This window comes from Photobacterium indicum, assembly GCF_003026215.1.
Taxonomy (GTDB): Bacteria; Pseudomonadota; Gammaproteobacteria; order Enterobacterales; family Vibrionaceae; genus Photobacterium; species Photobacterium indicum.
The window spans coordinates 140,326-160,152 of the sequence record NZ_PYOC01000005.1 but is presented as its reverse complement, the minus strand read 5'-3'; the positions used below and the strand labels follow the sequence as shown (position 1 = coordinate 160,152).

Genomic DNA, 19,827 nt, shown 5'->3' with positions numbered 1-19,827 from the left:
GCTAAAAAGTCGCTTGGACATAAAACAATAATTGCTTTATACATTGTGCGGTATACTTTACGACAAGTTGAACCTTAGCGTTCTGATTTAGCTCTAGTTTTCAATCAAAGGTACACACTTAGCAATGATGGATTTTGACGCGCTACTGACCCTTTCTACCAACGGTAAAACCTTTGCTAATCCCCGACGTGTGGCTTTGCTCAAGGCTGTGCACACTACAGGTTCAATTAGCCAAGGGGCTAAACAAGCAGGTATCAGTTATAAAGCCGCTTTCGATGCGATTAAAGACATGAATAGTCGCTCGCAAGAGCCACTGGTCACCAGTGAGAAAGGGGGAAAAGGCGGTGGTGGAGCTTCCTTAACGCATTTTGGAGAACGATTAGTACAAATGTATGAGTTGCTCGATAAGATTCAAGATATGGGCTTAAAAGCACTCAACGATGAAAATGCTCCACTCCATAGTTTACTGGGTATTATGTCGAAGTTTTCTTTGCAAACGAGCGCTCGAAATCAATTGTTTGGCACAATCTGTGACATTCAACGCTATGAATTACATGACTTAGTCATTATTCAACTCGCTGGCAAGCATCGTATTTCAGCCACGATCACGCATGGCAGTACAGTGAGACTACAGTTAGCGATTGGTAAAGATGTGGTTGCGTTGATCAAAGGCCCATCAATCACTGTTTTTAACGAACCTGCGTCAAAGCTTGATTACGATAATCAGCTTAAAGGCACTATAAAAGCGATTAATCGGGATAATACATCGGCAGAAATTACAGTGGGGTTAAGTGAATATGATGAAATATGTGCATTAGTCGATAATGATAACCTCATTAAGACAAACACAAATATCAATGCATCAATTTATGCATGTTTCCACTCAACTCAAGTGATTATTGCCACCATGTGTTAATGCTTAGTGGAGCATTAACACATGGTTGGTATCAGCTAGGAAACTCTAACACACACATTTGCAACGGTGGACTGTAGCTTTTTCCTTCCAACAAGCAGTCGGTAAAATGCTTGTAGTCTTCATATTGCAAAATACCTAACAACACTACAGAAAGAAGCATACCGACCATAGAAATGCACATTAACCATTTCTTTTTTGCCTTCAACGAGAATAAAAATGCGATGACAGATACAGGAGCAAGCGATAATAGAAAAAACCATGTATTCATCGACAAAGCGATCATGACAAACTACATTCCATTCAAGAACTGTTAAGGGGGGTGATGGTAAGCCTTTTCCATCTATGAATTCAAAGGTATTCGTGTTTTTTTGCAAAGCTTTACAAAACACTGACAAAGATGAATCTACATTCATCGCCATCTTGTTACCTAATAGTGACAACAACCGCTATTCATTTACCCATACCTCATTTGATATAAAACCGATTTAATAATCCGTTATAGCCCTTTCTTATGCCCTTATCTCCCCTTACGGAATCAACGCGTGTGATCCATAACTCCATTTATTCAGTTCAAGCATATTTGTTCTGATCTGAATCACATTTTGTAACAAACAAAAGTGCAAAACATCCAATTTAACTCTACATTTCACTCATCGAAACGTTTGCGTAATCGTTTCGATAAACAAAAAACACGATTAAACAGGATTGACCGCCAAGGCTGGCAACATACTTTAAGCATCACCATTACGAATAATTAAGGCGTAACTCATGAAAAAAAACGCACTCATCAACGCTGAATTGTCTTACGTTGTTGCCACTCTCGGCCATACTGATGAGATCACAATTTGTGATGCTGGCTTACCGGTTCCTGATGAAGCACAGCGTATCGATTTAGCTTTAATACCTGGTGTGCCAACATTCATCGATACTGTTAAGGCGGTATTGGGCGAGATGCAAATCGAAGGCGTTGTTATGGCCGAAGAATTTGCCCAAGTAAGCCCAGACCTACACCAAGCCTTGGTTACACTGATTCGTAATGAAGAATTGTTATGCGGTAAAAAAATCACCTTGTCTTACGTGAGCCACGAAGCATTTAAAGTGCATACACAAGGTAGTAAAGCTGTAATTCGCACAGGTGAATGTACACCTTATGCGAACGTAATTTTCCAATCAGGTGTTGTCTTTTAAGCATCATCTTTAAACGCTGTTGCTTAAACGAACAGACAAAATTGAAGACACACTGATTATCGGAATAATCGCAAGGAACTGACATGAACCAGCCAATTTTAGAACTTAAAGGCATTGAAAAAGCATTCCCTGGTGTAAAAGCGCTAGATAATGCTTGTTTGAATGTTTACCCAGGCAAGGTAATGGCTTTAATGGGTGAAAATGGTGCCGGTAAGTCGACGCTTATGAAATCCTTAACTGGAATCTATGCGATGGATGCAGGTGAAATTCGCTATCAAGGGAAAGTCGTTAACTTCGATGGTCCTCGCCACTCTCAAGAAGCAGGCATCAGCATAATTCACCAAGAGCTGAACCTGATCCCTGAATTAACCATTGCTGAGAATATCTTTCTTGGTCGTGAAAAAACCAATGCATTCGGTGGCATCAAATGGACAGAAATGTACCGTGAAGCCGATGCACTACTTAAGCGCTTAAACGTGAAACACCACTCCCGTCAGTTATTAGGAGAGTTAAGCCTTGGTGAGCAACAAATGGTTGAGATTGCGAAAGCCTTATCTTTCAAATCTCAGGTCATCATTATGGATGAGCCAACCGATGCACTAACAGATACCGAAACTGAATCGCTGTTTAAAGTGATTAATGAGTTGCGTGACGAAGGTTGTGGCATTGTCTATATCTCGCACCGCTTAAAAGAAATCTTCGAAATCTGCGACGACATTACAGTATTACGAGACGGAAAATTTATCGGTGAGCGCGCTGTAGCCGATACCGATGAAGACGGCTTGATCGAAATGATGGTAGGCCGTCGCTTAGATGAGCAATACCCTCGCATTGATGTGCGCCACGGTGAAACCTGCCTTGAAGTAACAAACCTGACTGGTGCTGGTGTCAACAATGTCAGCTTCAAACTGGATCGCGGTGAAATCTTAGGCGTCTCAGGCTTAATGGGTGCGGGTCGTACCGAATTAATGAAAGTGATTTACGGTGCCCTAAAGCGTGAATCAGGCGATGTAAAACTTAATGGTAAAACCATTAACCCAGTAACCCCACAAGATGGCTTAGCGAACGGAATTGCGTATATATCGGAAGACCGGAAAGGTGATGGGCTGGTACTTGGGTTATCAGTAAAAGAGAACATGTCGTTATGTTCACTCGAACAACTTTCTAAAGGTGTTCAGCTGAAACATTACGAAGAAGTGACCGCGGTGGAAGATTTCATCCGCTTATTCAACATCAAAACCCCAACGCGAGATCAAATCATTGGCAACCTCTCTGGTGGTAACCAACAGAAAGTCGCCATCGCCAAAGGATTAATGACCCGTCCGAAAGTCTTAATTTTGGATGAGCCAACCCGTGGTGTTGATGTAGGGGCAAAGAAAGAGATTTATCAACTCATCAACCAATTTAAAGCTGAAGGCATGAGCATCATCTTAGTTTCTTCTGAAATGCCAGAAGTACTGGGAATGAGTGACCGCATCATGGTGATGCATGAAGGCCGTATCAGCGGTGAATTTATGGCAACCGATGCCGATCAAGAAAAATTACTGGCCTGCGCGGTAGGTAAAACCATCGAGCAGAACAACGAGGTAGCAGCATGAGCAGCAACGCGATGACCAAAACAGACGATTCAAAAAACAAAGCAGGTAAGCTGTTCACTAAAGAATGGTTAATTGAGCAAAAATCACTGATCGCATTGATCTTACTGATTGTTGTTGTGTCTTTTCTTAACCCCAACTTCTTTACTGTCGACAACATTTTAAACATTCTTCGCCAAACCTCTGTCAATGCAATTATTGCAGTAGGTATGACGCTGGTTATTTTGACTGCTGGTATCGACCTAAGTGTGGGTTCTGTATTAGCCTTGTGTGGAGCATTTGCCGCCACCATGATTGGTCTTGAAATTCCAGCCATCATTGCCGTACCTACAGCCCTACTAGCAGGTGCAGCTTTAGGCGCTATCAGCGGTGTCATTATTGCCAAAGGTAAAGTGCAAGCATTTATTGCCACCTTAGTAACCATGACATTACTGCGTGGTGTCACCATGGTTTACACCGATGGTCGCCCTATTTCTACTGGCTTTACAGATGTAGCAGATAGCTTTGCATGGTTCGGTACAGGTTACGCAATGGGTATTCCTGTTCCTATCTGGCTAATGGTTATTGTATTCGCTTCAATCTGGTATTTATTGAATCACACTCGCTTCGGTCGTTACATCTACGCACTGGGCGGTAATGAATCAGCAACTCGCTTATCAGGTATAAACGTAGATCGCGTCAAGATTGGCGTCTACGCTATCTGTGGCCTGTTAGCAGCCCTTGCTGGCATCATCGTAACCTCTCGTCTTTCATCTGCTCAGCCTACCGCTGGTATGGGATACGAACTGGATGCGATTGCTGCTGTAGTATTGGGTGGTACCAGCCTTGCTGGTGGTAAAGGTCGCATTATGGGCACACTAGTAGGTGCGCTTATTATCGGCTTCTTAAACAATGCACTAAACCTGTTAGACGTGTCTTCATACTACCAAATGATTGCAAAAGCAGTGGTAATCTTGCTTGCGGTACTGGTAGATAATAAAAATAAGTAATTCGAAAACATAAACCTCTGAGTATTGGCACAATAAACACCCCCAACCCTTTGTTTATTGTGCCTAACAAACTGACCCGAAATATATAAGGAATATAGAATGAAAAAGTTAGCAACCCTAATCTCTGCTGCTGTTCTTTCGGCTTCTTTCAGTACGACTGCATCTGCGCAAGACACTATGGCAATGGTTGTTTCTACGCTGAATAACCCATTTTTCGTCACCATGAAAGAAGGCGCTGAAGCGAAAGCAAAAGAGCTGGGCTACAACCTGATTGTTCTTGATTCTCAGAATGACCCAAGCAAAGAACTGTCTAACGTTGAAGATCTGACTGTTCGTGGCGTGAAAGCCATTTTGATTAATCCAACCGATTCAGATGCGGTATCAAACGCGATTCGTATGGCGAACCGTTCAAAGATCCCTGTACTAACACTTGACCGTGGTGCAAGCCGTGGTGAAGTAGTAAGCCACATTGCATCAGATAACGTTGCTGGTGGTGAAATGGCGGGTAAATACATCATGGAAAAAGTGGGCGAAAAAGCACGCGTTATCCAACTTGAAGGCATTGCAGGTACCTCTGCTGCACGTGAGCGTGGTCAAGGCTTCATGCAAGCTGTAGATACCTACAAAATGGATCTGCTAAGTAGCCAGCCAGCTGATTTTGACCGTACTAAAGGTCTTAACGTTATGGAAAACTTGCTAGCAGCAAACCCTGATGTTCAAGCGGTATTTGCACAAAATGATGAAATGGCACTTGGTGCACTGCGTGCTGTTCAAGCGTCTGGTAAAGATATCCTGATTGTTGGTTTTGATGGCACTGATGACGGCCTTGCTGCGGTTAAACGCGGCATGCTTGGCGCAACAATTGCCCAACAGCCTGATCTAATTGGTGCACTTGGTGTTGAAACAGCCGTCAAGGTACTAAAAGGGGAATCTGTTGAGAAAAGCATTCCTGTACCTCTAAAAGTTGTTACTGAGTAATCAATACCATGATGAGTATCTAGGAATACATTTCTAGATACTCTTCTTATTATTTACTTCTCCCCTCATCAACACAAAATACATCGTTTAATACCTGCCTCACATTGCAGTATTAACCCATATGTTTTGGTAAAGAACACAATAAGAAAGGTTTTGTATGAATAAGTTAGTTGTTCTAGGTAGTGTTAACGCTGATCATGTTCTTCAGGTTGCTTCTTTTCCTCGCCCAGGCGAAACGTTACACGGTCACAGCTATTGTGTTATTCCTGGTGGCAAAGGGGCAAATCAAGCCGTTGCTGCTGCTCGCTTAGGCGCAGACATTGCCTTTATTGCAAGTGTGGGTGACGACAGTTTTGGCCACCAGATGTTAGAAACATTTGCCAATGAAGGTATGAATACTGAAGCAGTAATGGTTGAAGAAAACATGCCGACAGGCATTGCGATGATTCAAGTTGCAGCAACAGGTGAAAACAGCATTTGTATTTCAGCTGAAGCAAATGCGTGCTTAACCGCTGAACGTATTAAGCCTCATCACGCATTAATTGCCAATGCTAATACGTTACTCATGCAATTAGAAACACCAATAGAAACCATTGAAGCTGCAGCCACAATTGCGAAACAATCTGGTACCAAAGTTGTGTTAAACCCTGCACCAGCGCAACCATTAACAGATGACTTATTGCAACTTGTTGATATGATTACGCCCAATGAAACTGAAGCTGAACTGCTAACCGGCATAAAAGTTGAAGATATGGCGTCTGCACAACAAGCTGCTAATGCACTTCATGCCAAAGGGATCAAATGTGTAATGATCACCTTGGGTAGTAAAGGTGTCTGGATTAGCCAAGACGGTAAAGGCCAACAAGTTGAAGGTTTCCGTGTTGATGCGACAGATACAACAGGTGCTGGTGATACATTCAACGGTGCTTTTTTAACCGGTTTACAAGCAGGTCGTAAAATGGATGATGCAATCCGTTTTGCACATGCTGCCGCTGCAATTTCAGTAACACGTATGGGTGCTCAAACATCGATTCCACACCTAAGTGAAGTAGAACGATTTCTTACTGAGCACAGCTAAATAGCAATTAAATCTGAATCGCAGTGCGCATTTTAGTTAAGTTTATGTTTTTAAGTAGTAAGCTGCGATCAGACATTGAGTCAGGGAGAGTTTAATGGCGACAATTAAAGATGTTGCAAAACATGTGGGGGTTTCTACTTCAACAGTCAGCCACGTACTCAACAAAACACGCTTCGTCAGTGAAGATATATCGACTCGCGTATTAGCCGCAGTAGACGAGCTGAACTATGCACCTTCTGCACTGGCTCGTAGCTTAAAAGTAAAAAACACACGCACGTTTGGTATGCTCGTGACTACATCAACGAATCCATTTTTTGGTGAAGTAGTCAAAGGTGTTGAGCGTCGGTGCTATGAACACGGCTATAACCTAATTCTCTGTAATACCGAAGGTGATATCGCTCGTATGCACTCCAACCTTGATACCCTGCTACAAAAACGGGTAGATGGTTTGCTTTTAATGTGCAGCGAAGTCGACAATGAAGAATTCAATTTATTCGCTCGTCACCAGCCAGTACCAACCGTTGTCATGGACTGGGGCCCTATTGATTTCCCTAGTGATAAAATTCAAGACAACTCACATCACGGTGGCTATTTAGCAACCCGTCATCTTATTGCTCAAGGCCACACTGAAATTGGCTGTTTAACCGGCCCATTAGACAAATTACCAGCTCAGCAACGCTTATCTGGTTTTGTTCAAGCAATGGAAGAAGCAGGGCTAATAATCAACAAAAATTGGATTGCATCGGGTAATTTCGAATGTGAAGGCGGTGAAAAAGCATTTGAAGATCTCTATGCGAGAGGCAATTTGCCTACCGCACTTTTTGTCTGTAACGATATGATGGCAATGGGCGTAATTAACACCGCCAATAAGAAAGGTATTTCAGTGCCTAACGATATCTCCATTGTGGGTTACGATGATATCAAGCTGGCTAAATACATAACGCCATCGTTAACAACTATTCATCAGCCCAAGCACCGGTTGGGTCAACAAGCCGTCGATACGTTATTAGATAAAATCCAAAGCCAACGTGAAACAAACCAAGTTATCCAACTTGAGCCCACATTAGTAGAACGAGACAGCGTTAAAAAGATGTAGCCCATTTAGCTTATTATTAGTAATAAATAGTATATTCTTAATTTTTAGATATAAAAAAAGCAGGTTTATGGTGATAAGCCTGCTTAAAGTTTTTAGCACATCGTTACTTTTATTATTATTAAATCACTAGACCACCATCGATCTTCAAAGTTTGCCCAGTGATAAATGATGAACGTTCACTCGCAAGGAACAATGCCCCTTCCGCTATATCTGTTGGTTTACCCATTCGTTTAAGTGGCGTTTTATTTGTCATGTAATCCAAGACTTTTTCTGGTAAATCTTTGGTCATTGGCGTCTCAATAAAACCAGGTGCTATGCAGTTAGCGCGAACCTGAGCCCCTTTACGAGAAAATTCTTTCGACCAACCTTTCGTCATGGCGATAACACCACCTTTGGTTGCCGCATAGTTACTCTGACCAATATTACCATCAGTACCCACAACTGAAGACATAGTAATAATAGAACCAATACCATTTTCAATCATAATGGGCGCAATAGCTTGCGTCATATTGAAAACCCCTTTCAGGTTCACATCAGCCACCATATCCCATTCTTCTTCGGTCATTTTATCAATAAGGTTATCACGCGTTATACCCGCATTATTTACCAGCACATCAATATGACCAAATTCGGCCTTGATACTTGCTATTGCCACACCGATAGATTTTCTATCACATACATTGAGCTCTAAAGCACGCACATTGTTGTATGCCGATTCAAGATCTGCCATTACTGACGCATTCATATCGCATGCAAAAACCATTTTTGCATCATTTTGTGCGAAGGTTTCTACAATACTACGTCCAATTCCTTGAGCACCACCAGTCACTATACAAACTTTATTAGTTAACATGATTTTATTCCCTTTTAATATCAATCAAAAAGCATTGTTGATGCACACTTTGGTATACACAACGAAATCTAACAACACAGTAAGTGCCTATGCACTAAAGATCCTTTTGGTTCATTTTAAATGATTAAATCCAAATGATTACCACCAAAGGTGCAAAACTGCTTTGCAATATCGAAACTGAATAGCGCAACACATCTGCAATAGCGTGCATAGAATAAATTTGATATAAGTATATACATAGTACATACAAATAAATTGATCTCAGTACCATTACTAAACAGGATGTTAAATGCTCAACAAGGTTGTCTTTTTTTTGCATGTCGTCAGAAGTGGGTCACTAAGTGAAGCGGCAAAGCAGTATGGTATTTCAGCATCAGCAGGAAGCCGATGGTTAAATGAACTCGAAGAAAAAATGGGCGTAGGCTTAGTAAAACGTACTACACGAAAAATAAGCCCAACTCAGGCAGGTCTGCACTTGTTTGAGCAATTTAGCACCATAAACAACCAAATTAATGATGTTTTCAATGAAGTTCAAAATTTAAGTAATGAAGATAAAGGGACAATTAAAATTGCAAGTACTCCCTTATTCGCAAAACATTTTTTAAGCCAGATTATTGGTGAATATGTTCATGAGAACCCTTTTATTAACTTTGTTGTAATTGAAACGGCTTTCGATGTCGATCATGTACATGATGTCGATTTCGCAATTCGTGCAAACGCAACTTATCGGGGGTTTCAAGATAAAGATAGCCTACTGGTTAAACGTACATTGCTGCATGAGCCTCTTACCGTTTGCTGCTCTCCAAGTTATATTAAAAAATACGGTAAACCTATTTACCCACATGATTTAACACAACATTTATGCTTATACGCCACCACGCTTGTAGGGGGTAACAAATGGATTTTTGAACAAGATGGTGAATACAACACGGTTGAAATATCGCAAACAGTGGAAGCTGACGACAGCGAAATACTTAAAAATATTGCACTAGCAGGCGGAGGAATTGCGTATTTACCTTACAGCCTAATTCAGCGTTCTGTTGCACAGGGAAAGTTAGTCCCCATTTTGAATAACTATATCAGCAGCGAATTTGAATTAAGTTTATATTTTAAACCCAGAAAGCATATGCCCGCCCGTTGTGCTAACTTTAAAGATTTTTTGATTCAACGCGTTGAAGATCTCTCTCTCGAAAAAAAAGAAAGGAAAGAAAAGGTGGGGTGTTAAAACCAGAGTGGCGTACTCTGGCTTTAACACGAAGCAATTCAAATATAGCGTAACCGATATTAAAAGTAGCCTTAGGAAATATTCCCTTTGTAATACGGGTTTAGTGCGCACTTGATACGTTTTAGTAAAACTAAAGCCGTTACACGCCCCCAGCCAAATAAGATCTGCTGATGCAGACGGAAAATCGTATCGTAAAGATTGCGAACAAATCGGCCACGTAAGATCAGTTTATTGTTCATCAAGCTGCCCACGGCGTAGTCGTGCCCTACCGCAATCACCATACCACCATCATTAAAAATAAAAGGTTTTAGCGCCTTCCCTTTTAATAAACGCTTAAACTGGCGTGCCAGATGTCCTGCAGCTTGATTCGCAGCCTGTGCTCGTGGTGGTACAAACGAGCCATCCGCTTGTGGACATTCCGCACTATCACCCAACACGAAGATTGCATCATCCAGTGTCGATTGCAGGTTAGCATCCACTTTAAGCTGATTTAGGCGGTTGGTTTCCAGTCCATCTAACTGAGTTAACCACTCAGCACACTTGATCCCAGCAGCCCATACTTGTAGATCCGCAGTTATAATTTCTCCTTCTGCAGTCACTAATTTACCAGCTTCTGCACGTTGAACTCGGGTATTCGTTCGTACTGTGATCCCTTGCTTTTCGAGAGCTTTTTGTACTTTTTCTGACATACATTCAGGACCAGCAGGCAATACGCGATCAGATGCTTCTATTAAGGTAATTGCTAGCTCTGAGCCATGGCGATAGCGTTGCAACTTAGCACTGACTTTAGCCAACTCTGCCGCTAGCTCCACCCCTGTAGCACCCGCACCAACAATCGATAAATGGTGCTTACCTTCCGCCCTGAGTAACGGATTAATTTGCTCCCAAGCAAGTTGAGCTTGCAACGAGGAATCAAGAAACAGACAGTGGTCACTTACACCTGGTGTTTTGAAGTCGTTGCTCACAGCCCCAACAGCAATCACTAGATAATCATAATCAAGCGAAGATTCTGCACCATTTTCATTGCGTAATTGGAGCGTCTTCGTTGCTCGGTCTAAACTTGACATCGCAGCTTGAACATACTGGTAATCATTACAACGGGCATGCTGTAAATAACTTACTGCATCCAGTTCAGCATCAAAAGTACCCGCAGCGATTTCATGTAGACGAGGCTTCCAATAGTGGTGAGTGGAAGGTTCAACCAGAATAATTTCATGAGTATCGCGACGACCAAAGCTTCTACCTAGACGAGTTACCAGCTCTAGACCTGCGGCACCGCCTCCCACAACAACAATTTTTGACATAGTATGCTCTACCATTTTCACGCCAGTCTGTTGGCGTTTAGAAATCTGATAACCCGTCATAACGACGAGCGATTATGTGATGTGGGTATTATATTGATACCAAATGAAATGATAATCCGCCATTTCATCAAATGACTATTACCAACATGAAACGATGCCAAGGGGAAAGTATAAAAAGCGAGCAATAAAAAATAGCAATAAAAAATCCCGCCGAGCATACACTCAACGGGATAAAAGTTAGTACATAGCTATTTAGTACATGGCTATATGGAATATTTTACTAATTAAGGTGGCTCGCGTGAAAACGTAAATGCTGCTCAATAAAGCTACTGATCAAGTAGTAACTATGGTCATAGTCTACATGTTGATTTAACTCTAGTGGGTATCCACTCACTTTAGCGGCATCAGACAATTTCTTAGCCGTGAGCTGATCGTCAAGGGAACCATCGCTCTCACCTTGATCAACCCGTGCTGGCACAAAGTGTTTGGCTTTACGCATCAAAGCACAAGTATCATAGCTCGCCCAGCTTTCACGATCTTGACCAAGATAAGCCGTAAATGCTTTTTGTCCCCAAGGCACATCCATCGGGTTACTGATCGGACTAAATGCCGATACTGATTGATAGCGTTCTGGGTTGCGCATTGCTATTACCAGTGCTCCATGCCCACCCATTGAGTGACCGGAAATCGCACTTTTTTCATTTATCGGAAAATGTGTTTCAATCAATTTTGGCAACTCATCAACCACATAATCATACATCTGATAATGCCGGTTCCATGGTGCCTGTGTTGCGTTAACATAAAAGCCAGCCCCCTGACCTAGGCCATGCTCTACATCATCGATAATATCATCACCTCTTGGGCTCGTATCCGGTGCCACAATGGCGACCCCAAGTTCGGCAGCAAGACGCTGTACACCCGCTTTTTGCATAAAATTTTCATCAGTGCAGGAAACATCAGAAAGCCAGTAAATCACTGGTACCTTCTTTCCACATACAACCTGTGGTGGCAAAAAAATGGCAAACTGCATAGTGCAATTTAAGATATTGGAGTAATGGCTGTATTGTTTATGCCAACCACCAAAAGACTTATTTACACTAATATTTTCAATTGTCATTTTTCTATCTCTTTGCACTGCGTTGTCCCTCTAACTTCATAGAGTAAAGGGAACTGAAAAACCAAAAACGGTTACTTTACCGATGTGAATTCAAAGGAAATTATATGTCCTGTTTCAATAAACTCATTATATTACTTTCACTAAAGATGATAATCAGCTAAAAAAACAAATTACTTTTACTAACAGGTAATAATTATGACTAATTTTATCTTGCCAGTTTTACAAGAAGAGCGAATATCTTCAGTAAATTTTCAGCGTGAAATTGCTTGCTTTTATTTCAATGAGGTCGATAATTCAATTAATATTGAATTATTTTTACGTGGTAGTAATAATGTTTAACTGGGAAGGAGTCAGTGAGTTTGTCGCTGTTACTGAGACTGAAAGCTTTACCGCAGCATCAAAACGACTGGGAATTTCAACAGCCCAAGTTAGTCGTCAAATCAGTGCGTTAGAAAAAAGATTATCCGCTAAACTGTTTTACCGTACTACTCGAAAAGTATCTGTAACCGATGTTGGTCGCGTTTATTACCAGCACTGTCGACAAGTTCTAGACGGGTTAGATGAAGCTGAAAGAGCAATCAGTAATTTGCAAAGCTCGCCTCAAGGAAAATTAAAAATTACGGCTCCCATTACCTATGGTGAAGGTACTCTTGCACCGTTAATAAACGATTTCACTCTTCAATATCCCGAGCTTGAAGTTAACCTACAACTATCAAATCAAAAAGTTGACTTGATCGACGAAGGGTATGATTTAGCTATTCGTCTTGGCCAACTGGAAGATTCTTCGATGATGGCCAAAAGGCTGGGATCTCGTACCCAATATGTTTGCGCTTCAGAAAAATATCTTTCGACCCATGGTGTGCCTTATTCATTATCTGAACTCAATCATCATAATTGCCTTCAGGGAACACTCGACTATTGGCGTTTTCAAGAAAATGGCAAACACCGTAATATTCGGATAAAAGGTAATCTTCGTTGTAACAGTGGCCATGCACTAACTGATGCTGCCCTAAAAGGACTTGGTATTGTTCAACTGCCTGACTATTACGTACAAGAATATATCGACAATCAACAGCTCATACCGTTGTTGACCCAATTTACTGAGAGTGATGATGGGATCTGGGCACTCTACCCACATAACCGTCATCTATCACCTAAAGTACGTATGCTGGTTGATTTCCTAAGCGAGCAACTAAACTAACAGCGTAAATTGGACTAAATACGCTGAGATCACTCTAAATCTTGTAGCTTAGGTATATACATTAAAACAGATCAAAAAAAGGCTCCAAAGAGCCTTTTTAATTATTTGCTATTCGCAATATGTGTTGCGATTGCATCCATTAATACAGGAGAAAGACAATCATAAGGTTCTAAACCTTGCGATTGTAATTGCTTACGTATTGCCCCCATATCTTCAGGGCTTGTTCCTGTTTCTATAATTGATGAGACAAACGCTGCGAACTCAGGTGCTGACCAACCTTTTTCTGCTGATAACTCAGTATGAATAAAGTCTAAGCCAAAGAACGGGTGATCGGTATTGTCAATTCGCCCATACATGTGCACACCACAATCCTTACAAGCAAATCGCTTAATGGCTGCACTCTCGTCAACAACCTGAAGTTTCGCCTCATTATTAGTCACTTCCAGGTTATCTCTTGGTATTACTGCAACCTGTGAGAACAAACTATCGTTAGGCTTCCAACACTTAGAGCAACCACAAACATGGTTATGAGCACTTTGCCCTTTTATCTCTACAGTAACTATGTTTGAACGACAATGGCACTTTAAAACACCGCCCTCAAAGCTATCTGATGTTGGTTGGATGCCGTTATCAACATTAGGATGAATATGTACACCATTCGAAGAGCAGAATGCCGCTTTATATTTATTAACTATTTTATTTATCATGGTAATACCTTAAATATTATACTTGTGATGCAAATTCAGGCGCTGCTTTTCTGTGAGCTGTATAAATTGCTTCGCCATCACTTTCTGCGTCAAAAATAACAGATACATTGGGAGAAAATAAAATAACATCACCAACTTCAGCAATATATTTATTACCTTGTTGATCACGCATTACAATTTTTCCTTTTGTGACCACTTTATATTCTACAGAATCATAAAGGTATTCAAATTCAACGCCTGGTTCCATAGTGAAATGACCAATCGTTAATGCATTTGAGTTATTTGTCACTGCAACTTCAGCCATTTCGCTTTTTAATCCATCAACTTCAAGAAGTTTACTTAAATCATTTAATTTAAATGAACCTGATTTTAATAGAGTGATACCTGGCTTATCAGATAGAGTCGTCATTTTTGTTCCTTTATTTATGCTTTTATACCAACCATAGAGAAAAATGATAATATTATGTAGTTGGCTTTCATGAAGTCCCTAAACGGAACACTATTCAAATATTTAAAAATACTTTTAGCTTGTTATAAATACGTAATCTTTAGCGCTGACTCACACCGTGGAACGCACTGCGTGAAAATTCAGCACCATCAACAGTTACAGCTTTATATTGAATAGAACGTGAGCTATTTAATGGCAATGGAATAAATACACGCCCATTCTCATCAGTACTAAATGATTGATTTAGCTGAGACAACTTAGGAGTCGTAACTAATGCATTCTCTTCTGCTACACCATTTTCAGATACCGTTACCCACGAGCCATTTTTTGTATCTACAATATTAATATCAGCAAATGATGCCGCTGAAAATAAAACCAACAACGTAGAAATAGAAACACTTAACTTTTTCATTACTTACCTTAATTATAATATGGCATCTAGCGGTTAATGCATTACGAACTACTTTCGACATCAAATCCATATATCATAGAATTTATCGATATTGTTCAACATTACAGCAGACAGAATTAACATGCATATTGCATTATTATTAAATAAACATTAGAACATTTATTTATGCTCTTCGTCTTGATGGGGTGATTATGCTTCATTCCACAATTTGTGATAATCCACTTTTTAGATAAATGACTTTTACCGTAGTGTAACAATGTCGATAAACATGGTGATAAACACAGACTTAGCCTATATAGTAGAACATTAAAATAGTACAAAATCACTCGCCAGCATCATTGTTTATAGCTACACGTAATAAAAAGTCCAACTTTCAAAAAGCATATACTTCATAACGCTATTAATTTTCATTCGCCATACATCTAAATTAATGTATTTCCATGAGTATATTTAAATCGGTATTTCATTTAACTATAGGCAGCACAATGTAGTAAAGAGAGCAACAAACGACGATAAATAATAACATCGTCAATCCGCTGTATAAATTTCGTTCAATGCAATCACTAATACTAAGAAGTACTTCCTATACACAAAACATCAAACTTTTCACGTTAATTATTCTAAGCATGGTGTTTAGTAAAAATGAACATAATGTCATTTCATAAAGTGCTATTTTTTTGTGGTCTCAAAATGTTTCTTGTTTTATATAGCAGGTAAGTTATGTCCAATTTAAAACTTTTCAATGAACTATTACGCCCAGCCGATATTCAAATCAACGGTAAACGTGATTGGGATATCAGGCTTCATGACGAGGCTGCACTAGATAGGATTCTGGTGGATGGTTCATTAGGGTTAGGTGAAACTTACATGGATGGTTTATGGGATTGCGACAGAATTGATGAATTAGTAAGTCGCATCACCAAGCACAATTTAGAGAGTAAACTCGGTCTTAAAGCTAAGCTATTGCTAGGCGCTCATATTGGACGAAATAAGGTTGTAAGCCTATTCAATAAGCAAAGTGTCACGCGATGCAGTAAAGATGTTCCCTTCCATTATGACCTCGGTAATGATTTATTCCAAACAATGTTAGATGACCGAATGACGTACACGTGCGGTTACTGGAAACATGCGGAAGATCTCAACGAAGCCCAAGAATCTAAACTTGACCTAGTTTGCCGTAAAATGGGGCTAGAACCAGGTATGCATGTATTAGACATTGGTTGTGGATGGGGCAGTTTCATGAACTACGCCGCAGAGCATTATGGTGTTATTTGTCATGGTTTAACCCTCTCTAAAGAACAAATGGCACTAGGTATGAAAAAAGCACGCGACAAGCGATTGCCCGTTAATTTTATTCTTCAAGATTACCGACACTACTCGCCAGACATTGCATACGACCGTGTTGTGTCGATTGGCATGATTGAGCATGTGGGTCCTGAAAATTACGAAGAATTTTTCACCTGTGCAAACCGATTCCTTAAAGACGACGGAGCATTCTTGCTCCATACCATCGGTAATCCAAAATCTCAAAACGAAACTGACCCTTGGATTGATAAATACATTTTCCCCAATGGGGTGATTCCATCAATCACTCAATTAGGTGCAGCAATGGAGAACAAGTTTAACTTTGAAGACTTGCATAACATTGGTCCTGATTATGATAAGACGTTAGTCGCTTGGTGCCATAATTTTGAAGAAAGGTGGGGAGAAATTTCACATAAATACGATGAAACATTCTATCGAATGTGGCGTTACTACTTACTATCGTGTGCGGGGGCGTTTCGAAGCCGTAGCTTGAGTGTATGGCAAATGGTCTTAACGAAAGAAGGGGCTGGGTTACCGCAATACGCGAGAGCCGTGTAAGAGTAAAGGGGCGAAAGCCCCTAACAGCAAACCTTGATCTTGCTATTGAGTAGGTAGATTCGATGTATTGTCAGCTCACAGAAGCCTGCATAGATATATTTGAGGAAAAATGCCATGGAATCAACCGTCGTACTGTTAATCGAGCTAGGTAACTCAGCGATTTATTCAACGAATGTAAATGCCAGAACCCACAAGCTAAACACTCATTTAAAACAGTCACGCTATAGCGCTATCGATGAATTACTAACATTAAGCAACATTGCCGCGAAAGGCTCTGTGGTTATTAAGGATATCCAAGTCTGTGAGCAATCAGGCGATCATACTGAATTGACTATCTATGTGAGTTATCTTCCGGCATTCATTGACGTGGCTGTAGAAGCCGAACGTAACAACAATGGATTCTCTTACTATGTTGAAGTCGCAGGTGTCGGTTATGTGTACTCAGCCAGCCATGCAATAAAAGCTCGAGATATTGCCTTGATGTCGCTTAGAACACATAAACCAGACATTAAAGACTTCGAAATAACACTTATAGATAAAGAGACAGAGAAGATGCCATCAGAAATAGAATTAGATGAGTTCTCTAGTGTGTATATGACAGCGAGAGTCATCGTATGAGTTTCCATTCGTTCATGGAAGTACTCCATTACTTCTTCGTGGCTGCATTTTTCATCATCATTGCTGCCAGTGTGGCGATCAAGATTGAAAATAAAAGAAGTAGAGATTAGTTCATGAGCTGACATTCATTATCCAAACGGAGCATCGCCCCCCTTTGGGAGGATGCCACAATGAGGACGCGAACAATGAGCCCTTTAACAATAATTTTAGAAACGCAGCAAGACATAGATCCGAATACCGACGAGTTGATGAGCGTCTTGTCTCATGCAGCCATCGGAGTCAACCTGAATAAACCGCTTAACCGAGGCCGTTGGTTAGAGGCTTATTTCATCAAAATATTGCCATCTTTAAACCCTAACGGGTTAGCATTTAAGGTGGTACAAGGCTGTCGCAAGGAATCAACCAACAATAAACTCGCAAGGTGTTTTGAAACCTTCTACGAATTTTATTGGGGCACACGGCCATACCGTGCCGCGCGACCATTACCCGGCAAGATTAATAGAGCTCATAATCGAGTCCGGGAGTATTCACGAATTAAAAAAGCAGTTATTGGTGAATCGACACAATCTCGCCCTCTTGGCTGCGTTAGTCACTTAGTCGGACACGTCGAAAAAGCCTCAAACCATTACTGATTCAAGGCTTTCTCATGGCTTACTAATAAAGATTGGTGAGCCATTTATCATGGTGGGAAATATTGTAAATTCTTCATCAAGGTGAAAGAAACTTAGCTGGCATGCTCCATCTTGGTCGATATCGCTATTCGGTTCCAAGCATTGATAGTGACAATTTGCATCATACACTGTGCGGTCGCAGTCTCGCCCAGTAATTCAATACAGCGCTTATAAGTCGCTTCAGGCAAACCCTGATCGGCAATTAACGTCATTTCATCAGTCATCGCCAATACAGCGCATTCTACATCGCTAAACAGCGGCGATTCTTGCCATGCGGCTAATGCCATTAAACGCTGTACGTCGATACCAGTTTTTTGAGCAACAGGCGTGTGCATTTGAATACAATAGGCGCAGTTATTGATCATCGATGCACGCAGTTTAATCAGCTCTTTCAAGGTAGTAGGCAGTTCAGAGCCTGACACATAGTTTTCTAACCCCATCATCGCTTCAATTGCTTTTGTTTGTAATCCACTAATATCAATACGCTTTTGCATTCTTATTCCCTCAATTGGTTACACTCTTTTAGATATGTAAACGGTCAAATATTTTCGCAGACAGGCCACTTGTTGAGCTCCCCTGCTGATTCAATAAGGACATTGTGCAGAATTCGACTGAGAGATAGAATGCCGCTATTATCTGCAATAGTTTTGCGTAAAATGCAAAGGTGAGCTGAATGTTAGATCTTGTACGAGTGTTTACCCAAGTCGTTGAATCCGGCAGTTTCTCTAAGGCGGGGCATGCTCTGCACATGGCACCCTCTTCTGTGGCCAGAAATATCGATAATCTTGAAAAACAGCTTCGAGTAACCCTATTTAAGCGCAGTACACGCCAATTGTTACTCACCGAAGAGGGTCAGTATTTCCTTGTTGGTGCCAGTAAGCTAATGGAAGATGCCGATCAACTCATTCGTTCTATGGATAAAACAAACGATGTACCGAGTGGCACCTTGCGGATCTCTGTTTTCGAAAGCTTCGGAAACCTGTGTATCAACCCTATCTTGCCTGACTTTCTCAAACGCTACCCTAACGTTACCGTTGATATTGAACTAGACGATAGAATGGTCGATATGAATGCTGAGAATATCGACTTAGGTATCCGAATTGGCCGCCCTGCCGATAGCAGCCTAAATGCTAGAATGCTGATGCCGAACCATACAATTCTGTGTGCTTCTCCAAGCTACCTTGAGCGTTGCGGTACACCGACTACTCCAGAAGAAGTAAGCCAACACAACTGCTTGCTACTAAGCCGTGACAGAAAACGTAACTACTGGCATTTTTCCAATAAGAAACAGCATAAGAAAGTTGCAGTTAAAGGGAATTTATATTCAAGAGGCGGGTCTCCATTAATGTCTGCAGCACTGGGCGGAACAGGCCTATTGCTACTTTCAAGCTGGATGGTATCTGACTCTATAAAAGATGGGAAACTACAAAAAGTATTGCCAGATTGGACTGCTTCACCGCATGAACATGCAGGTATTGAGATTTACGCCGTTTATCGTGGTGGCAAATACCCCAAACCACAGCTCAGGGCTTTTTTAGATTATCTCGTAGATCATATTGCTGCTTAAT

The 19,827-nt window shown here is 41.0% G+C and carries 21 protein-coding genes; 13 read left to right on the top strand and 8 right to left on the bottom strand.

What is annotated here, in order from left to right; all coding sequences use genetic code 11:
- Window positions 1-124 precede the first annotated feature (124 nt).
- Entirely contained in the window at window positions 125-916 is a 792-nt protein-coding gene (locus tag C9J47_RS15270; RefSeq protein ID WP_107254281.1) for a TOBE domain-containing protein, read from the top strand.
- A 119-nt stretch (window positions 917-1,035) separates the two neighbouring features.
- Here the strand turns inward: C9J47_RS15270 and C9J47_RS15265 are convergent, their stop codons facing one another.
- Window positions 1,036-1,335 (bottom strand): hypothetical protein, encoded by a 300-nt coding sequence (locus C9J47_RS15265; RefSeq protein ID WP_245903489.1) that lies wholly within the window; start codon window positions 1,333-1,335, stop codon window positions 1,036-1,038.
- Window positions 1,336-1,684: 349 nt separating this feature from the next.
- Here C9J47_RS15265 and rbsD point away from each other — a divergent pair, with 349 nt between their 5' ends.
- The 6 genes from rbsD to C9J47_RS15235 all read left to right on the top strand — a co-directional run bounded on the left by rbsD (window position 1,685) and on the right by C9J47_RS15235 (window position 7,840).
- Window positions 1,685-2,104 carry a D-ribose pyranase gene (rbsD, locus tag C9J47_RS15260; protein ID WP_107254280.1) on the top strand — a complete coding sequence of 140 codons (420 nt, stop codon included), beginning with the start codon at window positions 1,685-1,687 and terminating at the stop codon, window positions 2,102-2,104.
- Between the two features lie 83 nt (window positions 2,105-2,187).
- On the top strand, window positions 2,188-3,702 hold the full coding sequence (gene rbsA / locus C9J47_RS15255; protein ID WP_006229093.1) for a ribose ABC transporter ATP-binding protein RbsA: 1,515 nt from the start codon (window positions 2,188-2,190) through the stop codon (window positions 3,700-3,702).
- The gene (gene rbsC / locus C9J47_RS15250; RefSeq protein ID WP_006229092.1) at window positions 3,699-4,688 is read left to right on the top strand and encodes a ribose ABC transporter permease; all 990 of its coding nucleotides are present in this window, start codon (window positions 3,699-3,701) and stop codon (window positions 4,686-4,688) included. The genes rbsA and rbsC overlap by 4 nt, the downstream gene beginning before the upstream one ends.
- 99 nt (window positions 4,689-4,787) lie before the next feature.
- Window positions 4,788-5,666 carry a ribose ABC transporter substrate-binding protein RbsB gene (gene rbsB / locus C9J47_RS15245; protein WP_107254279.1) on the top strand — a complete coding sequence of 293 codons (879 nt, stop codon included), beginning with the start codon at window positions 4,788-4,790 and terminating at the stop codon, window positions 5,664-5,666.
- Between the two features lie 157 nt (window positions 5,667-5,823).
- Entirely contained in the window at window positions 5,824-6,744 is a 921-nt protein-coding gene (gene rbsK, locus C9J47_RS15240) for a ribokinase (RefSeq protein WP_107254278.1), read from the top strand.
- Between the two features lie 94 nt (window positions 6,745-6,838).
- Window positions 6,839-7,840: a substrate-binding domain-containing protein gene (locus C9J47_RS15235; RefSeq protein WP_107254277.1), complete on the top strand. Its 1,002-nt coding sequence runs from the start codon at window positions 6,839-6,841 to the stop codon at window positions 7,838-7,840.
- Between the two features lie 118 nt (window positions 7,841-7,958).
- Here C9J47_RS15235 and fabG read toward each other — a convergent pair whose 3' ends face one another.
- Window positions 7,959-8,693, bottom strand: coding sequence for a 3-oxoacyl-ACP reductase FabG (gene fabG / locus C9J47_RS15230; protein WP_006229088.1), 735 nt, complete (start codon window positions 8,691-8,693; stop codon window positions 7,959-7,961).
- Window positions 8,694-8,982: 289 nt separating this feature from the next.
- Here fabG and C9J47_RS15225 point away from each other — a divergent pair, with 289 nt between their 5' ends.
- Complete coding sequence (locus C9J47_RS15225; RefSeq protein WP_107254276.1) at window positions 8,983-9,918, top strand: LysR family transcriptional regulator; 936 nt, start codon at window positions 8,983-8,985, stop codon at window positions 9,916-9,918.
- A 71-nt stretch (window positions 9,919-9,989) separates the two neighbouring features.
- On the opposite strand, the gene C9J47_RS15220 is transcribed toward C9J47_RS15225, so the two are convergent.
- Together C9J47_RS15220 and fghA are read right to left on the bottom strand one after the other, a co-directional pair.
- A complete protein-coding gene (locus C9J47_RS15220; protein WP_107254419.1) occupies window positions 9,990-11,222 on the bottom strand; it encodes an NAD(P)/FAD-dependent oxidoreductase in 1,233 nt (410 codons plus the stop codon).
- 280 nt (window positions 11,223-11,502) lie between these two features.
- Window positions 11,503-12,339 carry an S-formylglutathione hydrolase gene (gene fghA / locus C9J47_RS15215; protein WP_107254275.1) on the bottom strand — a complete coding sequence of 279 codons (837 nt, stop codon included), beginning with the start codon at window positions 12,337-12,339 and terminating at the stop codon, window positions 11,503-11,505.
- A gap of 331 nt (window positions 12,340-12,670) precedes the next feature.
- Here fghA and C9J47_RS15210 point away from each other — a divergent pair, with 331 nt between their 5' ends.
- Window positions 12,671-13,540 carry a LysR family transcriptional regulator gene (locus tag C9J47_RS15210; RefSeq protein ID WP_006229083.1) on the top strand — a complete coding sequence of 290 codons (870 nt, stop codon included), beginning with the start codon at window positions 12,671-12,673 and terminating at the stop codon, window positions 13,538-13,540.
- Window positions 13,541-13,641: 101 nt separating this feature from the next.
- Here C9J47_RS15210 and gfa read toward each other — a convergent pair whose 3' ends face one another.
- The 3 genes from gfa to C9J47_RS15195 all read right to left on the bottom strand — a co-directional run bounded on the left by gfa (window position 13,642) and on the right by C9J47_RS15195 (window position 15,107).
- Window positions 13,642-14,247 (bottom strand): S-(hydroxymethyl)glutathione synthase, encoded by a 606-nt coding sequence (gene gfa / locus C9J47_RS15205; RefSeq protein ID WP_107254274.1) that lies wholly within the window; start codon window positions 14,245-14,247, stop codon window positions 13,642-13,644.
- A gap of 16 nt (window positions 14,248-14,263) precedes the next feature.
- The gene (locus C9J47_RS15200) at window positions 14,264-14,656 is read right to left on the bottom strand and encodes a cupin domain-containing protein (RefSeq protein ID WP_107254273.1); all 393 of its coding nucleotides are present in this window, start codon (window positions 14,654-14,656) and stop codon (window positions 14,264-14,266) included.
- 139 nt (window positions 14,657-14,795) lie between these two features.
- Complete coding sequence (locus C9J47_RS15195; RefSeq protein ID WP_107254272.1) at window positions 14,796-15,107, bottom strand: hypothetical protein; 312 nt, start codon at window positions 15,105-15,107, stop codon at window positions 14,796-14,798.
- A gap of 720 nt (window positions 15,108-15,827) precedes the next feature.
- Between C9J47_RS15195 and cfa the strand changes: the two genes are divergently transcribed.
- The 3 genes from cfa (at window position 15,828) to C9J47_RS15180 (ending at window position 18,220) form a co-directional block, all read left to right on the top strand.
- On the top strand, window positions 15,828-16,970 hold the full coding sequence (gene cfa, locus C9J47_RS15190; protein WP_107254271.1) for a cyclopropane fatty acyl phospholipid synthase: 1,143 nt from the start codon (window positions 15,828-15,830) through the stop codon (window positions 16,968-16,970).
- Between the two features lie 114 nt (window positions 16,971-17,084).
- Window positions 17,085-17,588: a hypothetical protein gene (locus C9J47_RS15185; protein ID WP_107254270.1), complete on the top strand. Its 504-nt coding sequence runs from the start codon at window positions 17,085-17,087 to the stop codon at window positions 17,586-17,588.
- 185 nt (window positions 17,589-17,773) lie between these two features.
- Window positions 17,774-18,220, top strand: coding sequence for a hypothetical protein (locus C9J47_RS15180; RefSeq protein ID WP_107254418.1), 447 nt, complete (start codon window positions 17,774-17,776; stop codon window positions 18,218-18,220).
- 92 nt (window positions 18,221-18,312) lie between these two features.
- On the opposite strand, the gene C9J47_RS15175 is transcribed toward C9J47_RS15180, so the two are convergent.
- On the bottom strand, window positions 18,313-18,753 hold the full coding sequence (locus C9J47_RS15175; protein ID WP_107254269.1) for a carboxymuconolactone decarboxylase family protein: 441 nt from the start codon (window positions 18,751-18,753) through the stop codon (window positions 18,313-18,315).
- Between the two features lie 179 nt (window positions 18,754-18,932).
- Here C9J47_RS15175 and C9J47_RS15170 point away from each other — a divergent pair, with 179 nt between their 5' ends.
- Window positions 18,933-19,826, top strand: a complete 894-nt coding sequence (locus C9J47_RS15170) for a LysR family transcriptional regulator (RefSeq protein WP_107254268.1) — start codon at window positions 18,933-18,935, stop codon at window positions 19,824-19,826.
- The last annotated feature ends 1 nt before the right edge of the window (window position 19,827 follow it).

Bases quoted from the DNA above. Each gene is read 5' to 3' on its own strand.
- C9J47_RS15270 (WP_107254281.1), top strand. From the start codon at position 125: ATGATGGATTTTGACGCGCTACTGACCCTTTCTACCAACGGTAAAACC.
- C9J47_RS15265 (WP_245903489.1), bottom strand. From the start codon at position 1,335: ATGGCGATGAATGTAGATTCATCTTTGTCAGTGTTTTGTAAAGCTTTG.
- rbsD (WP_107254280.1), top strand. From the start codon at position 1,685: ATGAAAAAAAACGCACTCATCAACGCTGAATTGTCTTACGTTGTTGCC.
- rbsA (WP_006229093.1), top strand. From the start codon at position 2,188: ATGAACCAGCCAATTTTAGAACTTAAAGGCATTGAAAAAGCATTCCCT.
- rbsC (WP_006229092.1), top strand. From the start codon at position 3,699: ATGAGCAGCAACGCGATGACCAAAACAGACGATTCAAAAAACAAAGCA.
- rbsB (WP_107254279.1), top strand. From the start codon at position 4,788: ATGAAAAAGTTAGCAACCCTAATCTCTGCTGCTGTTCTTTCGGCTTCT.
- rbsK (WP_107254278.1), top strand. From the start codon at position 5,824: ATGAATAAGTTAGTTGTTCTAGGTAGTGTTAACGCTGATCATGTTCTT.
- C9J47_RS15235 (WP_107254277.1), top strand. From the start codon at position 6,839: ATGGCGACAATTAAAGATGTTGCAAAACATGTGGGGGTTTCTACTTCA.
- fabG (WP_006229088.1), bottom strand. From the start codon at position 8,693: ATGTTAACTAATAAAGTTTGTATAGTGACTGGTGGTGCTCAAGGAATT.
- C9J47_RS15225 (WP_107254276.1), top strand. From the start codon at position 8,983: ATGCTCAACAAGGTTGTCTTTTTTTTGCATGTCGTCAGAAGTGGGTCA.
- C9J47_RS15220 (WP_107254419.1), bottom strand. From the start codon at position 11,222: ATGTCAAAAATTGTTGTTGTGGGAGGCGGTGCCGCAGGTCTAGAGCTG.
- fghA (WP_107254275.1), bottom strand. From the start codon at position 12,339: ATGACAATTGAAAATATTAGTGTAAATAAGTCTTTTGGTGGTTGGCAT.
- C9J47_RS15210 (WP_006229083.1), top strand. From the start codon at position 12,671: ATGTTTAACTGGGAAGGAGTCAGTGAGTTTGTCGCTGTTACTGAGACT.
- gfa (WP_107254274.1), bottom strand. From the start codon at position 14,247: ATGATAAATAAAATAGTTAATAAATATAAAGCGGCATTCTGCTCTTCG.
- C9J47_RS15200 (WP_107254273.1), bottom strand. From the start codon at position 14,656: ATGACGACTCTATCTGATAAGCCAGGTATCACTCTATTAAAATCAGGT.
- C9J47_RS15195 (WP_107254272.1), bottom strand. From the start codon at position 15,107: ATGAAAAAGTTAAGTGTTTCTATTTCTACGTTGTTGGTTTTATTTTCA.
- cfa (WP_107254271.1), top strand. From the start codon at position 15,828: ATGTCCAATTTAAAACTTTTCAATGAACTATTACGCCCAGCCGATATT.
- C9J47_RS15185 (WP_107254270.1), top strand. From the start codon at position 17,085: ATGGAATCAACCGTCGTACTGTTAATCGAGCTAGGTAACTCAGCGATT.
- C9J47_RS15180 (WP_107254418.1), top strand. From the start codon at position 17,774: ATGAGCCCTTTAACAATAATTTTAGAAACGCAGCAAGACATAGATCCG.
- C9J47_RS15175 (WP_107254269.1), bottom strand. From the start codon at position 18,753: ATGCAAAAGCGTATTGATATTAGTGGATTACAAACAAAAGCAATTGAA.
- C9J47_RS15170 (WP_107254268.1), top strand. From the start codon at position 18,933: ATGTTAGATCTTGTACGAGTGTTTACCCAAGTCGTTGAATCCGGCAGT.